Origin of the sequence: Novosphingobium sp. PhB55 (assembly GCF_004368805.1) — a bacterium.
Classification (GTDB): domain Bacteria; phylum Pseudomonadota; class Alphaproteobacteria; order Sphingomonadales; family Sphingomonadaceae; genus Novosphingobium.
This window is the reverse complement of record NZ_SODQ01000001.1, coordinates 480660-502584: the sequence shown is the minus strand read 5'-3', so window position 1 is coordinate 502584 and position 21925 is coordinate 480660. Positions and strand designations below refer to the sequence as shown.

General features: G+C 64.3%; 22 protein-coding genes. 7 read left to right on the top strand and 15 right to left on the bottom strand.

Translation table 11 applies throughout. The features are described from left to right. Nucleotides 1-22 precede the first annotated feature (22 nt). The 3 genes from EDF57_RS02370 to rpiB are packed head-to-tail and all read right to left on the bottom strand — an operon-like array spanning nucleotide 23 to nucleotide 2020. Nucleotides 23-247, bottom strand: a complete 225-nt coding sequence (locus EDF57_RS02370; protein WP_132262912.1) for a hypothetical protein — start codon at nucleotides 245-247, stop codon at nucleotides 23-25. Nucleotides 248-266: 19 nt separating this feature from the next. Then, nucleotides 267-1565, bottom strand: coding sequence for a serine hydroxymethyltransferase (glyA, locus tag EDF57_RS02365; protein WP_132262910.1), 1299 nt, complete (start codon nucleotides 1563-1565; stop codon nucleotides 267-269). Between the two features lie 17 nt (nucleotides 1566-1582). Further along, nucleotides 1583-2020, bottom strand: a complete 438-nt coding sequence (gene rpiB, locus EDF57_RS02360; RefSeq protein WP_132262908.1) for a ribose 5-phosphate isomerase B — start codon at nucleotides 2018-2020, stop codon at nucleotides 1583-1585. A gap of 166 nt (nucleotides 2021-2186) precedes the next feature. On the opposite strand from rpiB, the gene EDF57_RS02355 reads away from it, so the two are divergent. Then, nucleotides 2187-3899, top strand: a complete 1713-nt coding sequence (locus EDF57_RS02355; protein ID WP_166675162.1) for a M28 family peptidase — start codon at nucleotides 2187-2189, stop codon at nucleotides 3897-3899. A 95-nt stretch (nucleotides 3900-3994) separates the two neighbouring features. Further along, on the top strand, nucleotides 3995-4246 hold the full coding sequence (locus EDF57_RS02350) for a hypothetical protein (protein ID WP_132262905.1): 252 nt from the start codon (nucleotides 3995-3997) through the stop codon (nucleotides 4244-4246). A 66-nt stretch (nucleotides 4247-4312) separates the two neighbouring features. On the opposite strand, the gene rpoD is transcribed toward EDF57_RS02350, so the two are convergent. The 3 genes from rpoD to EDF57_RS02335 are packed head-to-tail and all read right to left on the bottom strand — an operon-like array spanning nucleotide 4313 to nucleotide 8753. Continuing rightward, on the bottom strand, nucleotides 4313-6337 hold the full coding sequence (gene rpoD / locus EDF57_RS02345) for an RNA polymerase sigma factor RpoD (protein ID WP_134092951.1): 2025 nt from the start codon (nucleotides 6335-6337) through the stop codon (nucleotides 4313-4315). A 40-nt stretch (nucleotides 6338-6377) separates the two neighbouring features. After that, complete coding sequence (gene dnaG / locus EDF57_RS02340) at nucleotides 6378-8273, bottom strand: DNA primase (RefSeq protein WP_134092950.1); 1896 nt, start codon at nucleotides 8271-8273, stop codon at nucleotides 6378-6380. Nucleotides 8274-8300: 27 nt separating this feature from the next. Further along, nucleotides 8301-8753, bottom strand: a complete 453-nt coding sequence (locus EDF57_RS02335; RefSeq protein ID WP_132262901.1) for a GatB/YqeY domain-containing protein — start codon at nucleotides 8751-8753, stop codon at nucleotides 8301-8303. Nucleotides 8754-8916: 163 nt separating this feature from the next. Between EDF57_RS02335 and carA the strand changes: the two genes are divergently transcribed. The 4 genes from carA to greA all read left to right on the top strand — a co-directional run bounded on the left by carA (nucleotide 8917) and on the right by greA (nucleotide 14605). Next, entirely contained in the window at nucleotides 8917-10083 is a 1167-nt protein-coding gene (gene carA, locus EDF57_RS02330; protein WP_134092949.1) for a glutamine-hydrolyzing carbamoyl-phosphate synthase small subunit, read from the top strand. Between the two features lie 166 nt (nucleotides 10084-10249). Next, the gene (locus tag EDF57_RS02325; protein ID WP_134092948.1) at nucleotides 10250-10627 is read left to right on the top strand and encodes a hypothetical protein; all 378 of its coding nucleotides are present in this window, start codon (nucleotides 10250-10252) and stop codon (nucleotides 10625-10627) included. A gap of 47 nt (nucleotides 10628-10674) precedes the next feature. Then, nucleotides 10675-13998, top strand: a complete 3324-nt coding sequence (gene carB / locus EDF57_RS02320) for a carbamoyl-phosphate synthase large subunit (RefSeq protein WP_132262896.1) — start codon at nucleotides 10675-10677, stop codon at nucleotides 13996-13998. Between the two features lie 130 nt (nucleotides 13999-14128). Beyond that, on the top strand, nucleotides 14129-14605 hold the full coding sequence (gene greA, locus EDF57_RS02315) for a transcription elongation factor GreA (protein ID WP_132262894.1): 477 nt from the start codon (nucleotides 14129-14131) through the stop codon (nucleotides 14603-14605). A gap of 106 nt (nucleotides 14606-14711) precedes the next feature. Here the strand turns inward: greA and EDF57_RS02310 are convergent, their stop codons facing one another. The 5 genes from EDF57_RS02310 to EDF57_RS02290 all read right to left on the bottom strand — a co-directional run bounded on the left by EDF57_RS02310 (nucleotide 14712) and on the right by EDF57_RS02290 (nucleotide 16872). Then, nucleotides 14712-14933 (bottom strand): DUF4170 domain-containing protein, encoded by a 222-nt coding sequence (locus EDF57_RS02310; RefSeq protein ID WP_132262892.1) that lies wholly within the window; start codon nucleotides 14931-14933, stop codon nucleotides 14712-14714. A gap of 130 nt (nucleotides 14934-15063) precedes the next feature. Continuing rightward, nucleotides 15064-15645, bottom strand: a complete 582-nt coding sequence (locus EDF57_RS02305) for a hypothetical protein (RefSeq protein ID WP_243840836.1) — start codon at nucleotides 15643-15645, stop codon at nucleotides 15064-15066. Next, complete coding sequence (locus tag EDF57_RS02300) at nucleotides 15632-15952, bottom strand: hypothetical protein (RefSeq protein WP_132262891.1); 321 nt, start codon at nucleotides 15950-15952, stop codon at nucleotides 15632-15634. The genes EDF57_RS02305 and EDF57_RS02300 overlap by 14 nt, the downstream gene beginning before the upstream one ends. After that, entirely contained in the window at nucleotides 15949-16335 is a 387-nt protein-coding gene (locus EDF57_RS02295) for a phage holin family protein (protein ID WP_134092947.1), read from the bottom strand. Before EDF57_RS02295 ends, EDF57_RS02300 begins: the two co-directional genes overlap by 4 nt. 21 nt (nucleotides 16336-16356) lie before the next feature. After that, complete coding sequence (locus EDF57_RS02290) at nucleotides 16357-16872, bottom strand: hypothetical protein (RefSeq protein WP_134092946.1); 516 nt, start codon at nucleotides 16870-16872, stop codon at nucleotides 16357-16359. A gap of 199 nt (nucleotides 16873-17071) precedes the next feature. Here EDF57_RS02290 and eno point away from each other — a divergent pair, with 199 nt between their 5' ends. Continuing rightward, nucleotides 17072-18358, top strand: a complete 1287-nt coding sequence (eno, locus tag EDF57_RS02285; RefSeq protein ID WP_132262885.1) for a phosphopyruvate hydratase — start codon at nucleotides 17072-17074, stop codon at nucleotides 18356-18358. Nucleotides 18359-18612: 254 nt separating this feature from the next. On the opposite strand, the gene EDF57_RS02280 is transcribed toward eno, so the two are convergent. From EDF57_RS02280 to EDF57_RS02270, 4 genes are all read right to left on the bottom strand, one after another. Next, a complete protein-coding gene (locus tag EDF57_RS02280; protein ID WP_132262883.1) occupies nucleotides 18613-19176 on the bottom strand; it encodes a MarR family transcriptional regulator in 564 nt (187 codons plus the stop codon). Nucleotides 19177-19381: 205 nt separating this feature from the next. Then, the gene (locus EDF57_RS25360; RefSeq protein ID WP_165921328.1) at nucleotides 19382-19528 is read right to left on the bottom strand and encodes a hypothetical protein; all 147 of its coding nucleotides are present in this window, start codon (nucleotides 19526-19528) and stop codon (nucleotides 19382-19384) included. A gap of 371 nt (nucleotides 19529-19899) precedes the next feature. Next, a complete protein-coding gene (locus tag EDF57_RS02275) occupies nucleotides 19900-21423 on the bottom strand; it encodes a DcaP family trimeric outer membrane transporter (RefSeq protein WP_134092945.1) in 1524 nt (507 codons plus the stop codon). Between the two features lie 12 nt (nucleotides 21424-21435). Further along, complete coding sequence (locus tag EDF57_RS02270; RefSeq protein ID WP_132262880.1) at nucleotides 21436-21924, bottom strand: GNAT family N-acetyltransferase; 489 nt, start codon at nucleotides 21922-21924, stop codon at nucleotides 21436-21438. Nucleotide 21925: the final 1 nt, after the last annotated feature.

Here is a 21925-nt window from a genome sequence, read left to right as displayed (position 1 = left end):
ACTTTCAAGACTTGAGAGACTTTCAGGGGCGCACGCGCTTGTAGAACTGGTATCCCGCACCGACCGCAAGGCCGAGCGGGATAGACACGAACGGCAGCACGGCGGCCGCGACCGCACCCGCCGCGCCCCAGATCAAGACCGGCTTGGTGGAGGGATGGCCCATGCCATCCTGAAGCATTCCGGCCAGCTCATGGCGGGCGTCGGACATGAAATCACCGGTGTCGTTGGGGCGGTTCGGGTCGGTCATGGCACTAGGGCTCCTGAAATCAGTCCTCGTAGATCGGGAATCGATCGCACAGCGCTTCAACGCGCGCACGCACGTTCTGCTCCACCTGAGCGTCGCCCGCTTCGCCGCACTTGGCAAGGCCGTCGAGCACGTCGGCGACCATGTTGCCGATTTCGCGGAATTCTTCCGGGCCGAAACCGCGCGTGGTACCGGCCGGCGAACCGACGCGGATGCCGCTGGTTTTCATCGGCGGCAGCGGATCGAAGGGGATGCCGTTCTTGTTGCAGGTGATGCCCGCACGTTCCAGCGCCTCGTCCGCGTCCTTGCCGGTCACGCCGAGCGGCGAGAGGTCGATCAGGGCGAGGTGGGTGTCGGTGCCGCCCGAGACGATCGCCGCGCCGCGTGCCTTGAGCGTTGCCGCGAGGACCTGCGCATTCTCGATCACGCGCGCGGCGTAGTCCTTGAACTCAGGGCGCAGCGCTTCACCGAAGGCGACGGCCTTGGCGGCGACGACGTGCATCAGCGGGCCGCCCTGAAGGCCGGGGAACACTGCCGAGTTGATCTTCTTGGCCAGCGCCTCGTCGTTGGTGAGGATCATGCCGCCACGGGGGCCGCGCAGCGTCTTGTGCGTGGTGGTGGTGGCGATGTGCGCGTGCGGGAACGGCGAGGGGTGCAGGCCAGCGGCGACGAGGCCGGCGAAGTGCGCCATGTCCACCTGGAACAGCGCGCCCACGGCATCGGCGATTTCGCGCATGCGCTTGAAGTCGATCACGCGCGGATAGGCGGAGCCGCCGGCGATGATCAGCTTGGGCTGGTGCTCCTTGGCCAGGGCCTCGACCTCATCGTAGTCGATCAGGTGGGTGTCCTTGGTCACGCCGTACTGCACGGCTTTGAACCACTTGCCCGAAAGCGCGGCGCGCGCGCCGTGGGTAAGGTGGCCGCCGGCATCGAGGCTCATGCCCATGATGGTGTCGCCCGGCTTCACGGTGGCGAGCAGCACGGCGCCGTTGGCCTGCGCGCCCGAGTGGGGCTGGACGTTGGCGAAACCGCAGTCGAACAGCTGCTTCGCGCGTTCGATGGCGAGCGTTTCCACTTCGTCCGAAGGCTCGCAGCCCTGGTAGTAGCGCTTGCCGGGATAGCCTTCGGCGTACTTGTTGGTCAGCACCGAGCCCTGGGCTTCCAGCACGGCCTTGGAAACGATGTTTTCCGAGGCGATCAGTTCGATCTGCTTGCGCTCGCGGCTGAGTTCGTGGCCGATGGCCTTGGCGACGGCGGGGTCGCTCTGGGCAACGCCGTCAGTGAAGAAACCGGCGGAACGGATGGCGGTATCTACAGTCATGTTCGGGTTTCTCCGTTTCAGAAGACGGGGTTGGAAAGCTTTTCGACGCGGCCCGCGTGGCGTCCGCCACCGAACTCGGCCGAAAGGAAGGCATCGAGGCAGGCCTTGGCCATGTCTTCGCCGGTCAGGCGAGCGCCCATGGCGATGACGTTGGCGTCATTGTGCTCACGCGCCAGGGCGGCCGAGAGCGGCTCGGATACGAGCGCGCAGCGGCAGGCGGGATCGCGGTTCACGGCAATCGAGATGCCGATGCCCGAGCCGCAAAGCGCGACGCCGAACTGGACCGTACCGTCGGCAACGACGGAGGCCAGCTTGTAGCCGTAGTCGGGATAGTCGACACGGTCTGCGGTGTCCGGGCCGAGGTCGGCGACTTCGTGGCCTTGCTCGATAAGGTATTCACGCAGGGTCGCCTTGAGGTCGATGGCGGCGTGGTCTGAAGCAATCGCAATGCGCATGGGATCGGGCTGCCTGTCCTGATGCGGAGATTCGTTGCGCCTCCCCTTAGTCGTGACTTCGTCGCATTGCGAGTCTTGCGCGCGAACGGATTCGAAAGGGACTGGTTCCCCGTGAGGGAAGTGGCATTGTGCACGGGGAATGTTACCGGAATTTCAGGAGGATCGCATGAAAAACGGCAAGTGGCTGATGGCGGCGATCCTTCTGGCGATCGTGCTCGCCATCCTGGGCACGACACCGCCGCGCCCCGCGCCGGTTTCCGCGCCGCCCGCGGAATTCTCGGCCATGCGGGCCATGGGCGATGTCGAGCGCATTGCCCGCGCGCCGCATCCCAGCGGCTCGGACGAGCACGCGGCCTTGCGCGGTTATCTGATGCAGCGCCTGCGCGGATTGGGGCTGACCGTGCGTACGCAGAACGGGCAGTTTCCGGAAGGCGCACGCGCGGCGCTCAACCGGCGCAGCGGGGCGAAGGCGCAGCGCATTCCGCTGGTCAATGTGCTGGGGCTGCTGCGCGGCAAGGAGCCGAATCTCCCGGCCGTGGCGCTGATGGCCCATTACGACAGCGTCTGGGGCTCTCCGGCAGCGGCGGACGACGGCGCGGGTGTGGCCTCGATTCTCGAAACGGTGCGCGCGCTTTCGCTCGATCGCGACCGGAAACGCGATGTGCTGGTGATCCTGACCGATGGCGAGGAAGCCGGGCTGCACGGGGCGAAGATGTTCTTTGCCGAGGCGGGCGAGGCAGGGCGGATCGGCGCGATCGTCAATCTGGAGACGCGTGGGGGCGGCGGGAAGGCCAATCTGTTCCAGACTTCTGCGCTGAACGGCGAAGCGGCGCGGATCTGGGCGGCTTCCGCGCCGCATCCGGCGGGCACTTCGCTGGCGACGTTCATCTACAGCATTCTGCCCAACGACACCGACCTGAGCGTCGCCCTGCCGCGCGGCTACGCCGCCTGGAACTTCGCCTTCATCGGCAGGCCCGGGCTCTATCACTCGCCGCTGGCGACCGCGCAGAACCTTGATCGCGGTGCGCTTCAGCAGATGGGCGAGCAGACCCTGGGACTGGCGCGCGCCTTGACGCAAACCTCGGAACTGCCGCGGCGGGCGCCGGACATCGTGTTCTTCGATGTCTTCGGCCTGTTCGTGCTCCACTATGCGCCGTGGTGGGGCTGGGCGATGCTGGCGGTGGCTTTCGCGGGCTATGGCATGATGGCCATGCGGCGGCTCGATCCTCCCGCGCTGGTGGGCGGGGCAGTGCGGATGCTGGCCTTTGTCGTCCTCACCGGCGGGTTGCTCTGGGTGCTGAACCTGGTGTCCGGAGCGGACGGCCCGGTGAACTATTACGACCGGCTGGCGGCGATTCCGAGGCTTCAGGTGGTGGCCTTGTGCGGTTCGCTCGCGGTGGGGCTGGCGTTGCTCTGGCGGCGGCCCGATTCGGCATCGGGCGAAGTGGGGCTGGTCCTGCCGGTCTGGCTGGCCGGAGCGGCGTTCCAGGTTTTCGCGCCGACGGCGGCCTATGTCCTGACCGTGCCCTTGCTGCTGGGCGGCGTGGTCGCCTTGCTGCGAGGCGCGATGCCGAGGCGCGACCCGGTCCTTGCGAGCGTGATCGTTGCGGCGCTGGTGACAGGCTATGCGCTGCTCCTGGGCTATTCGCTGATGCAGGCGGTGGGGCCGGTCGTTCCGATGGTTTGTCTGGTGCCGCTGCTGATGGCGGTGCCGGTGCTCGTGCCGCTAAGGCGGCCGCTGCCGAAAGGGGCGGCGCGAGGGGCGGCCGCGGCGCTGCTGGTACTGGCGATCGGGATCGCGCTCTGGGTGCGGTGGGACGCCCCGGCAGCAAGCGTGGCGGCCTACGACCAGGTTCGTAAGCTCGGGGTGAAGGGCTAAGGGTTATTCCGGATGAGGAAAGACTGTAGTCTTGCGATTACCGCAAGCTGCGGGCAGCCTCGTGGCGGTTTTGACCCGCGGAAGGGAGAGCGACCGTGAAGCGTATTGTGCTGTCGACATTGGGTATGGCCGGCATTCTGGTGATGGCGGGATGCATGGAGACCATGCCGGGACCGGACCGCCCCCATCGGCCGCCTCCGCCGCGCCCTGAGCAACCGGCGATGTGCACGCGGGAATATGCACCGGTATGCGCGGTGAAGCGCGGTAAGCGCCAGACCTTCAACAATGCCTGTATGGCGCGGGCGAAGGGCTACGACGTGGTCGACCAGCGTCCTTGCGGGCGATAGGTTAACCGGCGAAGTTCAAAAAAAAGCCCCGCTTCGGCGAGGCTTTTTCCTGAGATTTCGCTGCTTTCACTGATCGAGGAACGAGCGCATCTTGCGGCTGCGGCTCGGGTGCTTGAGCTTGCGCAGCGCCTTGGCCTCGATCTGGCGGATACGTTCGCGGGTAACCGAGAACTGCTGGCCGACTTCCTCAAGGGTGTGGTCGGTGTTCATGCCGATGCCGAAGCGCATGCGCAGCACGCGCTCCTCGCGCGGGGTCAGCGAAGCAAGGACGCGGGTGACCGTTTCCTTGAGGTTCGCCTGGATCGCCGCATCCACCGGGATGATCGCGTTCGTATCCTGGATGAAATCGCCTAGGTGCGAATCTTCCTCGTCGCCGATCGGCGTTTCGAGCGAGATCGGCTCCTTGGCGATCTTCATCACCTTGCGGACCTTTTCGAGCGGCATGGACAGGCGCTCGGCCATTTCCTCGGGCGTGGGCTCGCGGCCCTGCTCGTGGAGGAACTGGCGGCTGGTGCGGACCAGCTTGTTGATCGTCTCGATCATGTGGACCGGGATACGGATCGTGCGGGCCTGATCCGCGATCGAACGCGTGATCGCCTGACGGATCCACCAGGTGGCGTAGGTCGAGAACTTGTAGCCGCGGCGGTACTCGAACTTGTCAACCGCCTTCATCAGGCCGATGTTGCCCTCCTGGATGAGATCCAGGAACTGAAGGCCGCGGTTCGTGTACTTCTTGGCGATCGAGATCACCAGGCGCAGGTTCGCCTCGACCATTTCCTTCTTGGCGATGCGCGCCTCGCGCTCGCCCTTCTGGACCATGTTGACGATGCGGCGGAACTCGGGAAGCGCCATGCCGGTGGCGGCGGCGATGTCCGAGACTTCCGCGCGGATGCGTTCGACCGGATCGACTTCGGCCTCGGCGAAGGCCGCCCACTTCTTGTCCTTCTTGGCCATGTCGGTGAGCCAGGTGTCGTCCAGCTCGCGGCCGACATAAGTCTCAAGGAAGTCGGCGCGCTTCACCTTGTGACGCTCCGCCAGGCGCAGCATCTGGCCGCCCAGTGTGGTGAGGCGGCGGTTGAAGGCGTAGAGGTTGTCGACGAGATATTCGATCTTCGTCGCGTGGAACTTCACCGATTCGACCTGCGCGGTCAGGTCTTCGCGCAGCTGCTGGTACTGGTCTTCCTTGGCGGCCGGGAAATCGATGCCCAGCGCCAGCGCGTCGAGACGCTCCGACTGGAGGCGCTCGAAGGCCTGGAACAGCTCGGTGATGAGCATGAACTTCTCAAGCGCTTCGGGCTTGAGGGCCGCTTCCATCTGGGCGAGGCTGAGGGTGTTGTCCTCTTCCTCTTCCTCTTCCTCGGCTTCGCGCTTGGGGATCGGGTTGCCGTCCTCGTCGACTTCGTCGCCGGACTCTTCCTCGACTTCGTCCTCGTCCTTGAACGAGGGGCCGGCGGTCTTTTCGCTGATCTCGCCGTCGTCGTCGCCTTCACCGTCCTCGGACAGGCTTTCCGGCGCGGGCTCCTTCGAGAGCATGGCGTCGAGATCGAGGATCTCGCGCAGCTGCATCTCACCGTTGTTGAGCGCTTCGGACCACTGGATGATGGCGTGGAACGTGATCGGGCTCTCGCAGAGGCCCAGGATCATCATGTCGCGGCCGGCTTCGATCCGCTTGGCGATGGCGATTTCGCCCTCGCGGCTGAGCAGTTCGACGGCGCCCATCTCGCGCAGGTACATGCGCACGGGGTCGTCGGTGCGCTCGACCGTTTCCTTCTTCTTGGTATCGACCACCATGCGGGGCGAAACGTCGTCCGAATCGGACTCCTCGTTGTCGCGGTCGTCGTCTTCCTGCTGCCCTTCGGAATCTTCATCGCTCTCCACGATGTTGATGCCCATTTCGGAGATGGCGGCCATGATGTCCTCGATCTGTTCGGAGGACATCTGGTCTTGCGGGAGAGCTTCGTTCAGTTCGTCGTAAGTAATGACACCCCGGCGCTTGGCGCGGGCGATCAGCTTCTTGATCGCGCCTTCGTTCAGGTCGATCAGCGGTGCGTCGGTCCCGTCGTCGCCGCCGGTGTTGTCGTTCTTGCTCATTCTTCGCCGTTATCCCCGTGCATTCAACCCGATTATACCGTCAGGAAGAAGCCGCCTGTCTTGTCGCCATTTGCCTGAGCCGACTATCAAATTCCAGCTTTCTCTTGAGCAGGCGCTGCTGATCGGCAAATGCCTCTTCAGACAACTCGCTTTCGAACCTTGCCGTTGCCTGAGCCAATGCCGCATCCAGAACCGGACGCTCTACCAGGAGGTCGATTGCCTGGGCCAGATCCTCTGCCGCCTGGTCCGCGCCGGTATCGGTGTTCAGGAACCCGAAGCGCAAACCCGAGTATTCTGCGGTGCCGGGAATCTCCAGGCCATTCTCGACCAATATGGTGGCGAGGTGGTCGCTTTCAAGCGCGCCGCTGGCCTGGCAGCAATCGAGCAGCAACCCGAAGCGCGGATCGAGCCCGGGGGTGCGGGCCAGTGCCTCGGCGTGGCGGCGAACCTGCGCAGGCCATTGAATAAGCCCGGCAAGCACTGCGGCCGAGAGCGCATCCCGCGCGCCGCCGCCGGTTGCCCGGCGCAGGCGTTCGAGCGATTCGGGGGTCGATTCGGCCTGGGGTTGCCAGCGGCCGTTCTGGAAGTTCCCGCGACCGCCGCGCGGCTGGTTTGCACGGAATTGGCCGCCACCACCTCCGCCACCACCCTGCTGCCAGCGGCTTTCACGCTTGGGAAAGGCGAATTCGGAATAACGGTCCTGGAATTCGCGCCGGTAGAGGCTGGCGATATCCGGGTGCTGGATCGCATCGACATGCGCCATCAGCCGGGCTTTGAGGCCGGCCTTGTCCTCGGGCGTGGTCAGCGGCTGCGCGTCGCGCTCCACTTCCCAGAGCACTTCGATCAGGCTTCTGGCCGCGCCGAGTGTCTCTTCCATGGCCCGGGCGCCGCGCTGTTTGATGAGATCGTCCGGGTCAAGACCTTCGGGCAGGCGCACGATGCGCAGGGAATGGGCAGGACGGAGCAGGGGCAGGGCGCGGGTGACGGCGCGCATCGCCGCGCGCTGGCCCGCCGCATCGCCGTCGAAGCAGAGCACGGGCATTTCGACATGGCGCCAGAGCATCTCGATCTGCTGCTCGGTCAGCGCCGTGCCCAGCGGGGCGACGCATTCGCCGATCCCGGCCGCCGCCATGGCGACCACGTCCATATAGCCTTCCACCACCACCATCCGGCCCGACTGGCGCGCGGCAGGCGCGGCGCGGTGGAGGTTGTAGAGCGTGCGGCCCTTGTCGAAGAGGGGCGTGTCCGGGGAGTTCAGATACTTCGGCGCATCCGTTTTCTCCTTGGAGAGGATGCGCCCGCCGAACGCGATGACGCGGCCGCGCGCGTCCTCGATCGGCAGCATGAGGCGGCCGCGGAAGCGGTCGTAGGGATCGCGGTTCTCCACTTCGATCCGCAGGCCCGCCTCGATCAGCATCGCCTCGGGGAACTTGCTCAGCGCTTCCTTCATCGCCTGCCGCCCCTCGGGCGCGAAGCCGAAGCCGAAGCGCTGGAGGGTATGGGCATCGAAGCCACGCGTGCCGAGATAGGCGCGCGCCGCCTCTCCGCCGGGCGAAGACAGGTTCTGCACAAACCAGGCTTGCGCGGCGGCCATCACGTCATGAAGCGTATCGCGCTTTTCCGCCGCCTTGGCCGCGCGCGGATCGGGGGCAGGGACGTCCATGCCCGCCTCGGCCGCCAGTTCCTTGACCGCGTCCATGAACGACAGGCCCTGATGGTCCGTCATCCAGCGGATCGCATCTCCATGTGCGCCGCAGCCAAAGCAGTGATAGAAGCCCTTTTCGTCGTTGACGGTGAAGCTTGGAGACTTCTCGTTATGAAACGGGCAGCAGGCCTTGAACTCGCGCCCCGCCTTGGTGAGGCGGGTCGAGCGACCGATCAGCGCAGACAGCGTTACCCGCGTGCGAAGCTGGTCGAGCCATTGGGGAGTAAGCACGGTCCTGCCGCCCGATTTCGTGTCAGGTCAGGCCAGCGCCGCCTTCACCCAGCCCGAAGCCTTGCCCATGTCGAGCTGGGTGCCGTGGCGCGCCTTCAGCGCGGCGACGACCTTGCCCATGTCCTTCATGCTCTCGGCACCGACTTCGGCCTTGATGGCCTCGATCAGGGCCTTGGTCTCTTCCTCGGAGAGCTGCGCGGGCAGGAAGGTTTCGATCACTTCCAGTTCGGCCTTCTCGTCGGCGGCCTTTTCGGGACGGCCACCTTCCTCGAAGAGCTGGATCGATTCGCGGCGCTGCTTCACCATCTTCTGGAGCACGTCGATCACCATGGCATCGTCGTCCGGAAGAGAATCGGCGGTGCGCAGTTCGATGTCGCGGTCCTTGATCTTGGCAAGGATGAGGCGCACGGCGGCGAGACGCGGCTTGTCGCCCGCCTTCATCGCGGTGATCTGGGCGGCCTTGATCGAATCACGAAGCATTGTTTTCCTGCTGTTCTGATAGGTTTGGGGAAGTGTCGTGGCGCAAAACTAGCAAGCCGCGCGCCAAATTGCACCTCTCGCGCCTTGACGCGGTGCACAACCCTCTCTAGCGGGCAGCCCTTAGCACACATAGTCAGAAACGCCGTAAACGGAGCGACCCACCATGGCCGACGCCGCATATACGCTTGCGCCCAAACCTGAAGGGGCGACAGGCGTTCTCGTCCTGAGCGATGGACACGTGGTCTGGGGCCGCGGCTTTGGAGCCGTCGGCGAAGCAGTCGGCGAAGTCTGCTTCAACACCGCGATGACCGGATATCAGGAAGTGATGACCGACCCGTCCTACGCGGGCCAGATCGTCACTTTCACGTTCCCCCACATCGGCAATGTCGGTGTCAACGACGAGGATCTCGAATCCAGGGTCGATGGCGCCGTGGCCTGCGTCGTCCGCGAAGACGTGACGTTGCCCTCGAACTTCCGCTCTGCCGGTGAGTTCGGCGACTGGCTCGCGCTCAAGGGCAAGGTCGGTCTTTCGGGCGTCGACACCCGCGCGCTCACCCGCCGCATCCGCCTGCAAGGCGCACCCAACGCCGTCGTCGCCCATAACCCGGCCGGCGAGTTCGACATTCCCGCCCTGATCCAGCGCGCCCAGGAATGGCCCGGCCTCGAAGGCATGGACCTTGCCAAGATCGTCAGCCGCGAAATCCAGGAGGGCTGGGAAGGCTCGACCTGGGAGCTCGGCGAAGGCTTCGGTGCGGCGGAGGGCGACGCTCTCCCGCATGTCGTCGCCATCGACTACGGCGCCAAGGACAACATCTTCCGCAACCTGGTGAAGGCCGGTGCACGCGTTACGGTGGTGCCTGCCGAAACCTCGCTCGATGCGATCCTCGCGCTGGAGCCGGCGGGCGTGTTCCTCTCCAACGGCCCGGGCGACCCGGCGGCGACCGGCGAATATGCCGTTCCCGTGATCCGCTCGCTGCTGGAGCGCGACGTGCCGATCTTCGGCATCTGCCTCGGTCATCAGATGCTCGGCCTCGCGGCCGGCGCCAAGACCTCGAAGATGCACCAGGGCCATCGCGGCGCCAACCACCCGGTGAAGCGCCTGGACGACGCCGTCGTCGAGATCACCTCGATGAACCATGGCTTCGCGGTCGACAACCAGACTCTGCCGGAGAACGTGGAGGAGACGCACGTCTCCCTGTTCGACGGTTCGAACTGCGGCATCTCGATCAAGGGCAAGAAGGCTTTCGGCGTGCAGTATCATCCCGAAGCCAGCCCCGGTCCGCAGGACAGCTTCTACCTCTTCGAAAAGTTCGTGGGGATGCTGGCCTGATGGGATTGGCGGGTCGGGCTCTTCTGGCGGCATCCGTGCCGCACCCCGCATCGGCGATCATTGCCGGTGCGGCCCAGCGAGCTTTCGACCCGGCATGTCCCTTTGCCTATGCAGGCGGGAGCCCGGCCTTGGTGCCGGGAACCCACCAGAGGCAAGGGGCCATACGATGACCGACCTTATCGACCACATGATCGCTTACTATATTGCCGGACAGGCTGCCGAACTCACGGTTGCGCCGCGGTTCTACCCTTATGGTGAATTGCAGCTCATCTTCGAGGACAAGGTCTCGGTGGCCGTTCGCAAGTTCGGCCCCAAAGTGCGCAAGCACGCCAAGGAAGCCGGCAAGGTCTTCATCGACTGGATGCTCGAAACGGGCGCCTGGTCGACGACGGAGGGCGAGTACGGCGGTTCGATGCACCAGTTCCAGGCTGACCGATACCGCGCGGTGATCCGCGAGGAGCAGGACAGCAACCCGATCATTCTTCAAGCCAAAGCCGAAGGCCCGGATTACTGGGACAAGGCGTTTGGCGAGCTGGTGGCCTAGGCCGCCAGTCCGACATACAAGACACACAGGACACCCCAGGACAGCCCATGCCCAAGCGCACAGACATCTCCTCGATCCTCGTCATCGGCGCCGGCCCGATCATCATCGGCCAGGCCTGCGAATTCGACTATTCGGGGACCCAGGCGATCAAGGCGCTCAAGGAAGAGGGCTACCGGGTCGTCCTGGTGAACTCCAACCCGGCGACGATCATGACCGATCCGGACATGGCCGACGCCACTTATGTCGAGCCGATCACCCCGGAAGTGGTCGCCAAGATCATCGAGAAGGAGCGCCCGGATGCGGTGCTCCCGACGATGGGCGGCCAGACCGCGCTGAACTGCGCGCTGGCGCTGTTCAACGACGGCACGCTGGAGAAGTTCGGCGTGCAGATGATCGGCGCTGACGCCGACGCCATCGACAAGGCCGAGGATCGCCAGCGCTTCCGCGACGCGATGGACAAGATCGGGCTGAACTCGGCCCGTTCGGGTGTGGCCCATACTCTGGACGAAGCGTTCGCGGTGCTGGAAACCACCGGCCTGCCTTCGATCATCCGCCCCAGCTTCACCATGGGCGGCACCGGCGGCGGCATCGCTTACAACAAGGCCGAGTTCGAGGCGATCGTCCGCTCGGGCCTCGATGCCTCTCCCACCACCGAAGTGCTGATCGAGGAATCGCTGCTCGGCTGGAAGGAGTATGAGATGGAAGTCGTGCGCGACAAGCACGACAACTGCATCATCATCTGCTCGATCGAGAACGTCGATCCGATGGGCGTCCACACCGGCGACTCGATCACCGTCGCCCCGGCGCTGACGCTGACCGACAAGGAATACCAGATCATGCGCAACGCCTCGATCGAGGTGCTGCGCGAGATCGGCGTCGAGACCGGCGGTTCGAACGTGCAGTTCGCGGTCAACCCGAAGGATGGCCGCCTGATCGTCATCGAGATGAACCCGCGCGTCTCGCGTTCGTCCGCGCTGGCTTCGAAGGCCACCGGCTTCCCGATCGCGCGCGTCGCGGCGAAGCTGGCCGTGGGCTTCACGCTCGACGAGATCATGAACGAGATCACCGGCGCCACGCCGGCCGCGTTCGAGCCGACCATCGACTACGTCGTCACCAAGATCCCGCGCTTCGCTTTCGAGAAGTTCAAGGGCGCCAAGAACGACCTGACCACCGCGATGAAGTCGGTCGGCGAAGTCATGGCGATCGGCCGCAACATCAAGGAATCGATGCAGAAGGCCCTGCGCGGCCTCGAAACCGGTCTCGACGGATTCAACCGCGTGGTCGAGCTGGAAGGCGCCGGGCGTGACGTGATCACCGCCGCGCTCTCCAAGGCGACGCCGGACCGTCTGCTGGTGGCGGCTCAGGCGTTCCGCGAAGGCTTCTCGGTCGACGAGATCCACGCCATCGCGCATTACGACAAGTGGTTCCTGCGCCACATCGAAGAGATCGTCGCCGAAGAGGCGCAGATCATGAAGCATGGCCTGCCGATCGATGCGCAGGGTCTGCGCCGCGTCAAGGCCATGGGCTTCTCGGACAAGCGCCTTGCCACGCTCGCCGTGCGCTCCGTCGGCGTGGCCGGCGGCATGGGCGAAACCCAGGCGAAGAGTTCGGGCCTCGTGCACGACGCGCTGCGCGCCATGGCCGGCGCCACCAGCGAGGACGAAGTGCGCAAGCTGCGCGAGAAGCTGGGCGTCCACCCGGTGTTCAAGCGCATCGACTCCTGCGCGGCCGAGTTCGAGGCGGTCACGCCCTACATGTATTCGACCTACGAAGCGCCGATCTTCGGTGAGCCGGAGAACGAGGCGAACCCGTCGGATCGCCGGAAGATCGTGATCCTCGGCGGCGGTCCCAACCGCATCGGCCAGGGCATCGAGTTCGACTACTGCTGCGTCCACGCCTGCTTCGCGCTTGCCGAAGTCGGCTACGAGACCATCATGGTCAACTGCAACCCGGAAACCGTATCGACCGACTACGACACTTCCGACCGCCTCTACTTCGAGCCGCTGACCGCCGAAGACGTGCTGGAAATCCTGCGGGTGGAACAGCAGAACGGCGAACTGGTCGGCGTGCTGGTGCAGTTCGGCGGCCAGACCCCGCTCAAGCTGGCGCAGGCGCTTGAGGACGCGGGTATCCCGATCCTCGGCACCTCGCCGGACGCGATCGACCTTGCCGAAGACCGCGAGCGCTTCTCCGCGCTGGTCGACAAGCTGGGCCTGAAGCAGCCGGCCAACGGCATCGCCCGCAGCCGCGATGAAGCGGTGAACGTCGCCAACCGCATCGGCTATCCGGTGCTGATGCGTCCCAGCTACGTGCTCGGCGGCCGCGCGATGGAAATCGTCGACAGCGAGCAGCAGCTTGACGACTACATCACCACGGCCGTGCAGGTTTCGGGCGACAGCCCGGTGCTGATCGACCAGTATCTGCGCGATGCCATCGAATGCGACGTCGACGCGCTTTGCGACGGCGATCAGGTCGTCGTGGCCGGCGTCATGCAGCACATCGAGGAAGCGGGCATCCATTCCGGCGACAGCGCCTGCTCGCTGCCGCCTTACAGCCTCCCCGCCGAGATCATCGCCGAGATGGAGCGTCAGGCCGAAGCGCTGGCCTTCGGCCTCAGCGTGCGCGGTCTGATGAACATCCAGTTCGCAGTGAAGGACGGTGAGGTTTACCTCATCGAAGTGAACCCGCGCGCCTCGCGCACGGTGCCCTTCGTTGCCAAGGCACTCGGTCAGCCGGTCGCCAAGATCGCCAGCCGCGTGATGGCGGGCGAAAAGCTGGCCGATTTCCCGCCCTTCAAGCGCGATCTGCCTTACATGGCGGTCAAGGAAGCGGTGTTCCCCTTCGCGCGCTTCCCCGGCGTCGATCCGGTGCTGAGCCCTGAAATGAAGTCGACCGGCGAAGTCATGGGCATCGATGCCGACTTCCCGACCGCGTTCCTCAAGGCCCAGCTCGGCGCCGGCATGCGCCTGCCCGATAGCGGCACGGTGTTCGTCTCGGTGAAGGACAGCGACAAGGCGGTGATCCTGCCTGCGGTACAATCGCTGGTGAAGGAAGGCTTCCGCATCGTCGCCACCTCAGGCACCCACAAGTACCTGAGCGAAGCCGGTCTGCCGGTGGAACTGGTGAACAAGGTGGCGGAAGGTCGTCCGCACATCGTCGACAAGATCGTCGATGGCGATATCGCGCTGATCTTCAACACCACCGAGGGCTGGCAGAGCCTGAAGGATTCGCAATCGATCCGCGCTTCGGCGCTGACGGGCAAGGTGCCGTACTTCACGACAGCGGCTGCCAGTGTCGCTGCTGCACAGGCAATTTCTGCACAGCGCGGGAGCCAGCTTGAAGTGCGTTCGTTGCAGGATTATTATAGCTGAAATCGATCTAGCCTCCCCACATCGCTGCAGATCGGCCCAGTCCCCGGGAAAACCCTGAGGGACGGGACAGGAAACTAGTCTCACCTGACTGGTTTCGCGGAGCGGGGAGGCAGCAGGAAGGAAGTGTTTGATGGCCAGTATCGAAAAGCTCCCCATGCTCGCGGAAGGGTATGAGAAGCTTACCGCCGAGATCAAGGCGCTGCGCGAAGAGCGCCCCCGGATCGTTGACGCGATCGAGGAAGCGCGCGCGCACGGCGATCTTTCGGAAAATGCCGAATATCATGCCGCCAAGGAGCGTCAGGGCCAGGTCGAAGCGACGATTGCGGATCTGGAAGACAAGATCACGCGCGCCCAGATCGTCGATCCGGCCACGCTTTCGAGCGACAAGATCATCTTCGGCGCGACCGTGACGCTGCTCGATGAAGACGACAAGCCGGTGCGCTACCAGATCGTCGGCCCTTATGAAGCCGATGCCCGCGTCGGTCGCATCAGCTACAACTCGCCGCTGGGCAAGGCTCTGATCGGTCGCAGGGTCGAGGAAGAAGTGGAAGTCACCGTTCCGGCGGGCGACAAGTTCTACCTGGTGCAGAAGATCGAGTTCGTCTGAGCGCCGATCTTCCGTTTTGCAGACAAAAGAAAAGGCCGGCAGAAATGCCGGCCTTTTTCGTTATCCGCGACTTGCGGGTGAAGCCCCCGTGAGGGCTTGCCGCTCGTCAGGCTTCCGGCTGGTCGGGCTGAAGCAGACGGTGCAGGTGCACGATCACATACTTCATTTCCGCATCGTCGACCGTGCGCTGGGCGGACGAACGCCAGGCGTCTTCTGCCGAGGCATAGTCCGGGTAGACGCCGACCAGATCGAGTTCATTGAGATCGGCGAATTCAAGGCTGCGGGGATCTGTGACCCGGCCGCCCATCACAAGGTGAAGCTTCTGCATGGGACCGCTTTCGTGAGTGGGAAGAGAGATGCGGACCCCATACGTTTTGCCAGGTTACAGGGCAAGAGCGGATCGCACCGGCGATCCGCTCTCATAAGCGATACTGCTTCTCAATAACGAAAAGAGCGGGTCAATGCGGCAGGCGCTGGGTCAGTCCGCTAAAGATCTCGGCAATGCGGTGACTGCCGGAAGTGGCGGTTTCGCTGGCCGAATGACTGATTTTGTGCGCCTGGCGCGCGGCCACTTCGCCGGCTTCGCTTGCCCGCTTTGCCGACGCGCGGCCAAGGGCACTTGCAGCAGCCAGCGCTGCCATGCCATATTTTTCAAGTCGCTCAGCGGCGAGTTCGCCGTTCTTCTCGGCGCTGTCGGCTACCAGGCCGGCCTTCTTGCGCGCACTTGCGCTCAGATCGTGTGCCTTCTCGGCAGCTTCCTTGCCCAGCAGGGCAGTGGCAGCGCCGGCCGCTTCGGCCAGGTGCGCCCCGCGCGACAGGACGCCACGGGTCATGCGGCGCGGCAGCAGTGCGCTGACGAGCGCCCCCGCCGCCAATCCGCCCGCCACCACCAGAACCGGATGGCTCTTCACGAACGCCACCACCTTTTCCGAGGGGCGTTGCTCAGCCTTGGCGGCCTTGAGCGCCACGACCTTGCCGGGATTGGAATCGCTGGCTGAGGTTGCGGGTAGGGTAGGGGTGGTCGTTTCAGTCTTGCTCACCGTCGGACTCCTTCGGGTGTCTGCCGGAACCGAACAGTCGATCGATCCCGGCCATGATCGGGTTACGCAGAAGCCAAAGCACCAGGGCAGTGAAGGTTCCGCCAATCGCGACGGGATGCTCTTCAACGACGGTGACCGCCTCGTCGAACATGTCGGCCGCCTGTTCGACAGCCTCGTCGATGATGCGACCGGCCAGACCGCGCACTTCGAAATCGGCCTTGAGCGCGCCGTAACGGGCATCGAACACGGCCTTCGCGGTGTCCCTGGCAGAACGGTCGACTTCCAGTTGCCGGGCGAGGGCGCTCATTCCGAACCTTCCTTTTCCTTCAGGATCGCCATCATTCGCTTCACCCGGCCCCGCGCGGAAAGCCCCATGAACAGGGCAACCAACAGGATCGCCATGGGTACCGCGACCATGGCCAGCCATGGCCCGATCAGTGTGCCGACGGCGATGACCGCGCCGAGAACGAGGGCCATGAGAGCGAAGAACACGAAGATGGCGGCACCGACGCCGAGAACGGCGATGGATTTCGTCTCGGCGCCGAGATAGGCGGCCCGCGTTTTCTGGTACGTGACTTCCGCCTGCGCGAACGTTCGCGCTTCGCCCAGCAGCAGGCGCACGTCTTCAATCAGGGAAAGGTCCTCGCCCTCCTGAAGGGGAGGGGCGAGGTTGGCTTGGGTGTCCAGCATCGTCGTGCGAACGATAAGCGCTTACTTGCCGCTCTTGAACAGACGGGCGAAGAGATAGCCGGCTGCCACCGCCATGCCGACCGCTGCGACCGGGCTCCTGCGCACGAATTCCTTGGCTTCCTCGCCAAGTTCATCGATCGACTTCTCGTCGAGCTTGGTCGCGGTATCGGCAAGGGACTTGGACGCGGTGCGGGCATAGTCGCCGTACTTCGCGCCTGCCTTCTCGTCGATCAGGCCGGCATTGTCGTCGATCATCTTCGACAGCCCGACGATGGCCTGGCTGGCCTTGGCCTTGCTCTGGTTCGCGAAATCGGCGGCCTTGACCTTGGCGTCGTCGGCAAAGGCGCTGGCCTTGGCCTTGGCATCTTCCGAACGGACCTTGGCTTCGCTCGACAATTCGCCCTTGGTCTGGCTGAACTTCTCATGGCAACCGTCGGCCATGGCCTGAACGCCGGCCTTCGCTTCTTCGACGGCCTTGGTGAAATGGCTCTTGGCGTCGTCAGTGCCGTTTCCGGTGCTCGTGGTGGTCTCGGACATTGCGAATTCCTTCCTTGCTTCCCGTTGCGCCGTATTCATTTCGAGGCTGCTCGGTGTCTTGAGCGATATGCGGCATGAGTAACACAACTTGTCGTCGAAATGGCAACGCAACTTGTCAGGCGTAGTTCCCCTGCTAAGACGCCGGACGAGAGTGCGCCCAAGCGTCTCAGGGGGCGCCTTGCAGGAGGAATATCCCGTTATGACCGCGATTATCGATATCCACGGCCGCGAAATTCTCGACAGCCGCGGCAATCCCACTGTCGAAGTCGATGTTCTTCTCGAAGATGGCAGCTTCGGTCGTGCAGCAGTTCCTTCGGGTGCTTCGACCGGCGCGCACGAGGCCGTCGAACTGCGTGACGGCGATACGTCGCGCTATCTGGGCAAGGGTGTGTTGAAGGCCGTGGACGCGGTCAATGGCGAGATCGCCGAAGAGCTGGTCGGCATGGATGCCGAAGACCAGCGGGATCTCGACCTGTGCATGATCGAGCTTGATGGCACGGAGAACAAGGGCCGCCTCGGCGCCAACTCCATTCTCGGCGTCAGCCTTGCCGTCGCCAAGGCGGCTGCCAATGCGCGCGGCCTGCCGCTCTATTCCTACGTCGGCGGCGTTTCCGCGCATGTCCTGCCGGTGCCGATGATGAACATCATCAACGGCGGCGAACATGCCGATAACCCGATCGATTTCCAGGAATTCATGATCATGCCCGTCGGCGCCGATTCGATCGCCGAAGCGGTGCGCTGGGGTTCGGAAATCTTCCACACCCTGAAGAAGGGCCTGCACGAGAAGGGCCTGGCCACCGCGGTGGGCGACGAAGGCGGCTTCGCGCCGAACCTTGCCAGCACCCGCGACGCGCTGGACTTCATCATGGCCTCGATCGAAAAGGCCGGCTTCAAGGCGGGTTCGGAAATCCAGCTCGCGCTCGACTGCGCCTCGACCGAGTTCTTCAAGAACGGCAAGTACGAGATCAGCGGCGAGGGCCTGAGCCTGACTCCGGTGGCCTTTGCCGATTACCTGGCCGACCTGACCGAAGCCTATCCGATCATCTCGATCGAAGACGGCATGGGTGAGGACGATTTCGAAGGCTGGAAGGCCCTGACCGACAAGATCGGCCACAAGGTCCAGCTGGTTGGCGACGATCTTTTCGTCACCAATCCCAAGCGCCTGACCATGGGCATCGACAAGGGCCTGGCCAACTCGCTCCTGGTGAAGGTCAACCAGATCGGCACGCTGACGGAAACGCTGGAAGCCGTCTCGATCGCGCAGGGCAACGGTTATACCGCCGTCATGTCGCACCGTTCGGGCGAGACCGAGGATGCGACCATCGCCGACCTCGCCGTCGCCACCAACTGCGGCCAGATCAAGACCGGCTCGCTCGCGCGTTCGGACCGGCTTGCCAAGTACAACCAGCTCATCCGTATCGAGGAAGAACTGGGCAAGGCGGCGCGTTACGCCGGTGCCTCGGCCTTCGGCCGTCTTTCGCGCTGACGGAACGACGAGGCCGGCCCGGCGGGAATATCCGGCCGGGCCAGCCTCGCAACATGAAAAAGGGCCCGGCCTCCGTATGGGGACCGGGCCCTTTTCGTTGCGGTTCTGCTGCCCGGGAATGCCGGGTCTGGCCGGAGAAAGCCGGGTGGCCGATTTCCGTCAGGAGAAATCGACCACCCGGTCACCGCCGCATATCCCATCCTTGTGCCTGGCTAACCCCCTGTGGGGCGGAACGGGTTGGTTGCAGGCATCTGTTATAAGGCTGCCAGGATCCCGGGGCGGGGATCATCTAGCAGCACCACGGATCGGGATGCGGAGGCGAAGTACTCGAGCATCGCGGCATAGCCCCGCGCGCTCAGTTTCACGTAGACCCGCCGCGCGTCGCCGGGATCGGCTTCGCGGACGAGAAGGCTCTGTTTTTCGAGAATGGTGATCCAGCGCAGCGCCGTTGTCGAAGGCACGGCCGAGCCGATGCATGCACTGGTGACCGATACGCGCCTACGTTCCTTGGCGGCGATGAAAAGGTCCAGGAGGATGTCCCAGGCCGGTTCGCCGAAAAGCTCTTCCGACTGGAAGATCTTGCTGCGGCGCCGACGGTCTTCGTAAGTCTGGCGCGCCAGTTCCACCCATACGGGGTGGTCCTGGCTGGCCGTTTTGGTCGTCTCCCGCGTTTCGATGGGGATGCCGATGCCCATGATGTCCGTGGCGGCGCTTGCTCCGATTTCGAGTTCGCGCGCCATGGCCAGAAGTTCATTGGCGATGCCGATCAGACGAATGGCCTTCGCCCGATTGCGCATCAACTGATCGGTCTTCTCCATAAACCAGTGCCACCAGCGCCTGGCCGCAAGCACATCGCACTACCATCTCCCGATGGAATACGATCGTGTTCGCGGCTGTTACTACAGGTGTCCGCGATGGATTGATTCCAGCAGTGCCAAATTCGGTGGAACTGGTTGAAACGGTAATAGTATTCGCGAACTGGTCCAATGTTAACCACAGCAGGGCAAGTCCGTCTTGCGCAGGCTAGTCCGGTTTGGAGCGAATTTGCTCGGATTTGTGCTGACCGCGCAGCGCGTCGATGGCGGCCTGGAGATGGGCCGCAGCCACGAAAGCGCCCAATTCCTCGAGTTTTTCGAGTTTCGAGCCAAGTTCACCGATCAACTGAGTCATATTAGCGTCCCTCTTCACACTCTGGTTCTCCGACAGGCGAGAGTGGCTCTCGACTGGGTCCGAACGCCCCCGGACCAGGGTTTGCGACCCGCACCGCGAAGGGAGCGGAATTTTTTCGACCAATACCTCCGAATACGATCAATATCGGAGAGATTGCCCGTGCAATTACAGAATTTTCACCGCAATGGAACAAGCAGAATGGGAGTGTCCAACTTGTGAACACGTCATGAAATTTAGTTAACGATGAGGAAGGGGGGTATTTAATCGAGACTATGCGCGTTTTCTGATTCCACAGCGTCGAAAAATAAGTTGTTCTACATATGGTGCTGCTAGAGGAATTTTAAGTTCCCAAGATTTTGCTTGAAATTATTTTATCGCACGAAGTCGTACTTCACGCTGGCCTGAATGCGGCTGGCGTCACGCGCGCTGCCGTCCTGCCGCTTCAGTCGGCCATAGAGTCCCTCGATACCCACCGAGAAAGAAGCGACCGGCGACCAGATCAGGTTGAGCGCGCCGTAGCGGGATTCGGAAAAGGCATCGTCGGGCAGCAGTCCCCCGTCGCTCACGCCCAGGATGCCGGCGACGATACTGGTCCGCAGGGCGGTGGACCAGTTGTGGGTATAGGCGCCGTAGCCGCCCGCCTGCTCGATCAGGCGGAGGCTGCCGTCGGTTCGCAGCGCGGCGTCGAGGCCCAGGCCGCCGATGTCGTTGACGTAATGCGCTGCGCCTCTGCCCCAGAGCCCCGCTGCGGAAAAGGCATTGGCATCGTCCAGTGACAGCGAGCCGGAGGCGGATAGCGCAAAGCCCATGGCATTGTCCCTGGCGCCGCCGTTGTCGGTGCGATAGCCGATGCGGCGCACCACCCCGCCGAGTTGCAGATGTCCGCTGGCGCCTTCGTAGCGCCCGACAAGGACGACATCGGGCATCGTCTCGGCACTGGTCTGGTCGTCGGCCAGCGAGAGGTCGGTATCGGGTTGCTCCAGAGAGAGCGTGAGGTGAGTGCCTCGTGCCACCTTGAACGACTGGCGAACCGAGGCCTGGCGCACGAAGATCGCGCCGCCGGGGCCCCAGTTGTCGAGCGTGTCGGGCAGCGCATCGGCGTCTACCAGCGCGGAATATCCGTAGCCGCCGTAAGTGTTGCCCACTTGCCCATAGGCGTGATTGAGGTGGAAGCTGTAATCGGTGCCATCGCCGTAGAAGTCGTTCTCGACGTAGAACCGCAAGTTGCCGAGCGTGGACGGGCGGCGGATCTCAAGGCTGAAGCGCGTGGCGCGGGCGCTGACATCCGCGCGGTTGCGGGCCTTGTTGACGAAGGGGATGGAGGGCACGGCAAACTGGTCCCGGTCCCCCACGAAGCGGGGGTCGTAGATGAGATCGACTTTGGCGAAACCGCCGATACGCACGGCGGTCTCAGTGCCGGGGATCGGGATGAAGCCCTTTAGCTCAGGGTCGTTCGGCGGGCTTTCGTTGTCCGGGCGGGAGGCACCGGTGATGCGGTCGCCGATGGTTTCGCGGCCGGGCAGGGGGGAGGGCATCACGCCGAGGCTGCTGGCCCCGCTTGCCACGCGCGCGCCTGAAGGAGCGGAGCGCGGTGCTTCGGGGGTCTGCGGCGGGGCCGGGGGCGTCCTGCCCGTTTCAGCGATATGGACGGCGCCGGCGCCCTGGTCGGTTGCGGAGGTGGTGGAAGGTGCTTCGGCGATCTGCGCCGCACCGGCGTTTCGATCCTGCTTCATCGCCGCGATCTCGGCCTTCAGGGCATCGACCGTGGCCTTCAGGTCAGCCACTTCGCCGCGCAGCGCGGCAACGTCGCTATCCTGCGCCTTCGCAGGAAGAGCGACGGCCGCCGAGGCTGCCGCGCAGGCCAGAGCGAGGCTCCGGCCGGAAGAGTGGGCCATGCATATCCCCCTTCAGATATGGCGCACGAGCATCCTCGCTTCGGGGCCGTAGCCCTTGGCCGGATCGAGCAGCCCGTCGCCGAGCAGTTCGAAGCCCTGCTTTTCCCAGAAGCCGTGGGCGTCCCCGACGGCGATCAGCACCACGCGGCTGAGTCCGCGCGCCTTGGCTTCGTCCAGCGCGATCCGCACGGCGCCGCCCGCAAAACCCCGCCCGCGCGTGGAGGCGCCAAGGGCAAGGTCGTGCAGGAAGTAGCAGTCGAACGGCTCGGCCAGGCCGGTCATCGGCGTGTCCAGTACCGGCGGGCGGTCCTGCCGGCCGGGGTGCGAGACGAGGTAGCCGGCGACCTTGCCGTCATCCCCTTCCAGCACGTGGCAGCCGGAAGGGTAATGCCGGAAGCAGGCGGCGAAGACTTGCGGATTCTCGGGGTAGTCGAGGTGGACCATGTCCGCCACGTCCGCCACGTGGGCCACGTCATCTTCGCGCATTTCCCGCCAGTGCATC

Excerpts from the sequence above, each read along its gene's own strand:
- rpiB (WP_132262908.1), bottom strand. The coding sequence starts at position 2,020 with ATGCGCATTGCGATTGCTTCAGACCACGCCGCCATCGACCTCAAGGCG.
- carA (WP_134092949.1), top strand. The coding sequence starts at position 8,917 with ATGGCCGACGCCGCATATACGCTTGCGCCCAAACCTGAAGGGGCGACA.
- EDF57_RS25360 (WP_165921328.1), bottom strand. The coding sequence starts at position 19,528 with ATGACTCAGTTGATCGGTGAACTTGGCTCGAAACTCGAAAAACTCGAG.
- EDF57_RS02280 (WP_132262883.1), bottom strand. The coding sequence starts at position 19,176 with ATGGAGAAGACCGATCAGTTGATGCGCAATCGGGCGAAGGCCATTCGT.
- EDF57_RS02290 (WP_134092946.1), bottom strand. The coding sequence starts at position 16,872 with ATGTCCGAGACCACCACGAGCACCGGAAACGGCACTGACGACGCCAAG.
- EDF57_RS02270 (WP_132262880.1), bottom strand. The coding sequence starts at position 21,924 with ATGCACTGGCGGGAAATGCGCGAAGATGACGTGGCCCACGTGGCGGAC.
- greA (WP_132262894.1), top strand. The coding sequence starts at position 14,129 with ATGGCCAGTATCGAAAAGCTCCCCATGCTCGCGGAAGGGTATGAGAAG.
- EDF57_RS02295 (WP_134092947.1), bottom strand. The coding sequence starts at position 16,335 with ATGCTGGACACCCAAGCCAACCTCGCCCCTCCCCTTCAGGAGGGCGAG.
- EDF57_RS02300 (WP_132262891.1), bottom strand. The coding sequence starts at position 15,952 with ATGAGCGCCCTCGCCCGGCAACTGGAAGTCGACCGTTCTGCCAGGGAC.
- EDF57_RS02325 (WP_134092948.1), top strand. The coding sequence starts at position 10,250 with ATGACCGACCTTATCGACCACATGATCGCTTACTATATTGCCGGACAG.
- glyA (WP_132262910.1), bottom strand. The coding sequence starts at position 1,565 with ATGACTGTAGATACCGCCATCCGTTCCGCCGGTTTCTTCACTGACGGC.
- EDF57_RS02310 (WP_132262892.1), bottom strand. The coding sequence starts at position 14,933 with ATGCAGAAGCTTCACCTTGTGATGGGCGGCCGGGTCACAGATCCCCGC.
- EDF57_RS02275 (WP_134092945.1), bottom strand. The coding sequence starts at position 21,423 with ATGGCCCACTCTTCCGGCCGGAGCCTCGCTCTGGCCTGCGCGGCAGCC.
- EDF57_RS02335 (WP_132262901.1), bottom strand. The coding sequence starts at position 8,753 with ATGCTTCGTGATTCGATCAAGGCCGCCCAGATCACCGCGATGAAGGCG.
- eno (WP_132262885.1), top strand. The coding sequence starts at position 17,072 with ATGACCGCGATTATCGATATCCACGGCCGCGAAATTCTCGACAGCCGC.
- EDF57_RS02370 (WP_132262912.1), bottom strand. The coding sequence starts at position 247 with ATGACCGACCCGAACCGCCCCAACGACACCGGTGATTTCATGTCCGAC.
- carB (WP_132262896.1), top strand. The coding sequence starts at position 10,675 with ATGCCCAAGCGCACAGACATCTCCTCGATCCTCGTCATCGGCGCCGGC.
- EDF57_RS02355 (WP_166675162.1), top strand. The coding sequence starts at position 2,187 with ATGAAAAACGGCAAGTGGCTGATGGCGGCGATCCTTCTGGCGATCGTG.
- rpoD (WP_134092951.1), bottom strand. The coding sequence starts at position 6,337 with ATGAGCAAGAACGACAACACCGGCGGCGACGACGGGACCGACGCACCG.